The sequence below is a fragment of the Pseudomonas sp. NPDC086278 genome, assembly GCF_050280905.1.
Classification (GTDB): Bacteria; Pseudomonadota; Gammaproteobacteria; order Pseudomonadales; family Pseudomonadaceae; genus Aquipseudomonas.
This window is the reverse complement of record NZ_JBNNWE010000186.1, coordinates 1-3,860: the sequence shown is the minus strand read 5'-3', so window position 1 is coordinate 3,860 and position 3,860 is coordinate 1. Positions and strand designations below refer to the sequence as shown.

At 59.7% G+C, this 3,860-nt stretch carries 4 protein-coding genes and 1 pseudogene; 2 read left to right on the top strand and 3 right to left on the bottom strand.

Annotation, left to right across the window (positions count from 1 at the left end):
- A pseudogene (locus tag ACQKP4_RS28620) lies at window positions 1-92 on the bottom strand (shikimate 5-dehydrogenase); the annotation flags it as partial.
- 36 nt (window positions 93-128) lie between these two features.
- Between ACQKP4_RS28620 and ppsR the strand changes: the two are divergent.
- Window positions 129-947, top strand: coding sequence for a posphoenolpyruvate synthetase regulatory kinase/phosphorylase PpsR (ppsR, locus tag ACQKP4_RS28615; RefSeq protein WP_427637393.1), 819 nt, complete (start codon window positions 129-131; stop codon window positions 945-947).
- Window positions 948-1,076: 129 nt separating this feature from the next.
- Here ppsR and ACQKP4_RS28610 read toward each other — a convergent pair whose 3' ends face one another.
- Window positions 1,077-1,919, bottom strand: coding sequence for a type 1 glutamine amidotransferase domain-containing protein (locus tag ACQKP4_RS28610; protein WP_427637392.1), 843 nt, complete (start codon window positions 1,917-1,919; stop codon window positions 1,077-1,079).
- Window positions 1,920-2,019: 100 nt separating this feature from the next.
- Here ACQKP4_RS28610 and ACQKP4_RS28605 point away from each other — a divergent pair, with 100 nt between their 5' ends.
- Window positions 2,020-2,928, top strand: coding sequence for a LysR substrate-binding domain-containing protein (locus tag ACQKP4_RS28605; protein ID WP_427637391.1), 909 nt, complete (start codon window positions 2,020-2,022; stop codon window positions 2,926-2,928).
- A gap of 116 nt (window positions 2,929-3,044) precedes the next feature.
- On the opposite strand, the gene ACQKP4_RS28600 is transcribed toward ACQKP4_RS28605, so the two are convergent.
- Window positions 3,045-3,860, bottom strand: an 816-nt coding sequence (locus tag ACQKP4_RS28600; protein ID WP_427637389.1) for a PLP-dependent aminotransferase family protein, incomplete at its 5' end; no start/stop codon positions are given.

The following is a 3,860-nucleotide window of genomic DNA, read 5'->3' as shown; positions in this document are numbered from 1 at the left end:
AGTTGGTCCGCCTCAGCTCCGCCGCTCATGCCGATCGGCGTCACGTTGATCAGCATCTGCGGGCGCTCGGTGCCCAGTTCCGCTTGCCAGCGCCAAGAATGATCATTAGCTTAAGGCCCAAGGTGCAAATGAAACGATCTGCTTTCTTTATCTCCGATGGCACCGGCATCACAGCCGAAACCCTGGGTCAAAGCCTCCTGGCGCAGTTCGAAAACATTACCTTCAGCAAATTCACGCGACCGTACATCGACAACGTGGATAAAGCGCGGGCCATGGTACAACAAATCAACAAAGCCGCCGAAACCGACGGCTTCCGGCCGATTATTTTTGACACCATCGTCAATCAGGACATCCGTGAGATCCTTGCGACCTCCAATGGTTTCATGATCGACATTTTCTCGACGTTCCTCGCACCGCTGGAGCAGGAACTGACCGAGCATTCTTCCTACACCGTCGGCAAGTCCCATTCGATCGGCACCAACTCCAATTACATGGAGCGCATCGAGGCGGTGAACTTCGCCCTCGACAACGACGACGGCGCCCGCACGCACTATTACGACAAGGCCGACCTGATTCTGGTCGGCGTGTCGCGTTGCGGCAAAACCCCGACGTGCTTGTACATGGCCATGCAATTCGGCATCCGCGCGGCCAATTACCCGCTGACCGAAGACGACATGGAGCGCCTGACCCTGCCCAACGCCCTGCGCGCCCACCAGCACAAGCTGTTCGGCCTGACCATCGACCCGGACCGCCTGACGGCAATCCGCAACGAGCGCAAGCCCAATAGCCGTTATTCGAGCTATGCCCAGTGCGAATTCGAAGTGCGCGAGGTGGAGAACCTGTTTCGTCGCGAGAACATCCCGCACATCAATTCGACGCATTTTTCGGTGGAAGAGATTTCGGCGAAGATTCTGGTCGAGAAAGGCGTGGAGCGGCGGTTCAAGTAGATTTGCAGCGCCTGTCGGGCCGCCTTCGCGAGCAAGCCCGCTCCCACAGGGGATTTGTGAGTGACACAGATCCAGTGTGGGAGCGGGCTTGCTCGCGAAGGCGTTCCGACGATGAACGATTACACGGTGTTATTTCAGCCGTTTCAACAGTGCCTTGCCCACATCCAAGGCCGATCCCGGGTTTTCCCCGGTAATCAACTCGCGATCCTCCACCACATGTGACACCCAAGGCACCGTATTACTGCTGAACTGCCCGCCCGCCTGCTCAAGCGCGGTCTGTGGGTAAAACTTCATCGCCCCGCCCTCCAGCAAGCCTTTGGCCAACACCTCTTCCTGATTACTGATCACGGTCATTTTGTAGCCCGCGTAAATCCATTGCGGATCCGCCGTAGCCTGCCCTTTGCTCTCCAGTTCACCGACAAATTTTGACGGGTCCGCCATTGTCGACAGCAACGCAATCGGCCCATGGCACACCAGCGCCGTGGTTTTGCCCTTGGCGTTGAAGTCAGCCAGCAAGCGACCCAAAGGCGCGCTGGTCAGCAAATCCTGCATCGGCGCATGGCCGCCTGGGACGTACACCGCATCGAAATGCCCGTAGCCGATCTGCTCGACCCGCGACAAGCTGATCACCGGCGAGTCCTTCAGCGAAGTGATTTTCAGGGTGTCGAGCAGCGCCTTGTAGCGTTCAAGTTCAGCCTGGTCGTTGTTGAAATACATCGGATCGACCGACGACTTATCCAGCGTCGGCACATTGCCCTTGGGTGTGGCAAACGTCACGGTGTGCCCGGCATCGAGCAGCAACTTCACGGGTTGCAGCAGTTCATTGAGGTAAAAACCGGTGGAAAACACCTGACCGTTTTTCAGGTCCAGGTGATTGGCGTCCGAGAGGACCACCAGCACGTTATCGGCGTGGGCGCCAATGCTGGTGGCGGCGAGCGTGGCGCTGAGGGCCAGAGTGGTGAGCTTCTTCATGAGGTATCCGGTGGCAGGTTTCGAGACCCGTCACTGTATTGATGCCGGCCATGGCGATAAACTCGCCGGCACGAATATCACTTGGCCTCTGGAGGCAAGAATGGCCCGTCGATTCGATTACCTGGCCGACGTCGAAGCCTTCGTCGCCGTGGTCGAGAAAGGCACCGTCAGCGCTGGCGCCATCACCTTGGGCACCACGCCGTCGGTGATCAGCCGGGCGCTTTCACGCCTGGAGACACGGCTCGGCGTGCAATTGCTCAGGCGCACCACCCGCCGCTTGAGCCTGACCGATGCCGGCGCGCTCTATCTGGAGCAAACCCGCTCGGCCTTCGCCCTGATCGACGATGCCGAACGCAAGATCCAGGGCCAGGACGGTGCCTTGAGCGGTCGTGTGCGCCTGAGCGTGCCGACCACCTACGGGCATTACCGCTTGCCGCCATTGTTGGCGCGCTTCGCCCGGACTTACCCACAGGTGCGGATCGAATTGAGCATCACCAACCGCAACGTCGACTTGGTGGCCGAAGGCTTTGACCTGGCCATTCGCCTCGGCCATTTGCCGGACAGCGGGTTGATCGGGCGCAAACTCGAAGACGCGCGTTTGTGTGTTGTCGCGGCACCGGACTACCTGGATCGCACCGGCATCCCGCAGCATTTGAGTGAATTGCCTGAGCATGATTGCCTGCCGTTCGTGATGCCAAGCAGTGGACGCATCGGGCCGTGGCTGTTTCGCGATAACGGCGAGAATCTGGAATGGTTGCCTTCAAGCAACGTGACGGTGTCGGACGATGTATTGGGTACTGTCTCACTGGCACAGAGTGGGCTGGGGATTTGCCAGACCTATGACTTTATTGTCCGGGAGCGTATCGAGCGTGGGGAATTGGTGGAAATACTTGAAGCCTATGGCGGATGCAGTCGACCGTTTTCGGTGATCTATCCGCCGCATCGGCAATTGCCGGCGGCGGCGCGGGTGTTGATTGATTTTCTGGGCAGGGAAACTGAAGGACGCTAAAGGCTTCGCGAGCAAGCCCGCTCCCACAGTGGATCTTCGGTGAACACAAGATTTGTTTACGACGATGGCCACTGTGGGAGCGGGCTTGCTCGCGAAGGCGTTCCGACGATGAACGATTACACGGTCTCTGCCAGTGCCCCGGCCAACGCTTCAAACCCTTGCAATAACATCCGGTCATCCCCCGCCGAACTGCAAACACTCGCCCGAATGAATTGCGGCACCGCCCCATGCCCCACCGCAAAGGCCTCGGCCGTCGCCACCAGATAATTTTTTTCCTTGAGTTCCGCCGCAATCTGCGACGCCCGCCACGGTTCGGGCACTTCGATCCAGAAGTGTGGACTGTGCGGATGGGTGTTGTACGTCAAACCCTCCAGCCGCCCGGCGGCCAGCACCTTGCGCCGCCCTATCTCGGCAATCTGCTGGCCCAGCAATTGCTGCGCCGTGCCGTTTTCTATCCACAGACTCGCGACGTCCAGTGTCAACGGGCTGGCCATCCAGCAGGTCCCGCGCACCGCTGCGCTCAAGCGTCCGATCAACGGTTGTGGCGCGTGCAAGTAGCCGACCCGCAATCCGGCCGAAACCGCTTTGCTCAGGCTGCCGATCAGCACTGAGCGCTCGGGGGCGAAATGGCTCAAGGGCAGCGGTCGCTGTTGCGCCAGGACCGCGTGGGCTTCGTCTTCGAAGATCAGCAGATTGTGTTGCCGACAGATGCCTGCAATCGCCTCGCGCCGTGGGACGGACATCACGGCTGCCGTAGGATTCTGGATCGTTGGCGTGCAATACAGCGCTGATACGCGATGGTTGCGGCACACCTCTTCCAGCGCCTGCGGCAGCAGCCCCTCGTCATCCATCGCGACGCCGATCAGTTTGATGCCGAGCATGCGCGCAACACTGATCAACCCCGGATAGGTCAGATGCTCCGTGACCACCGT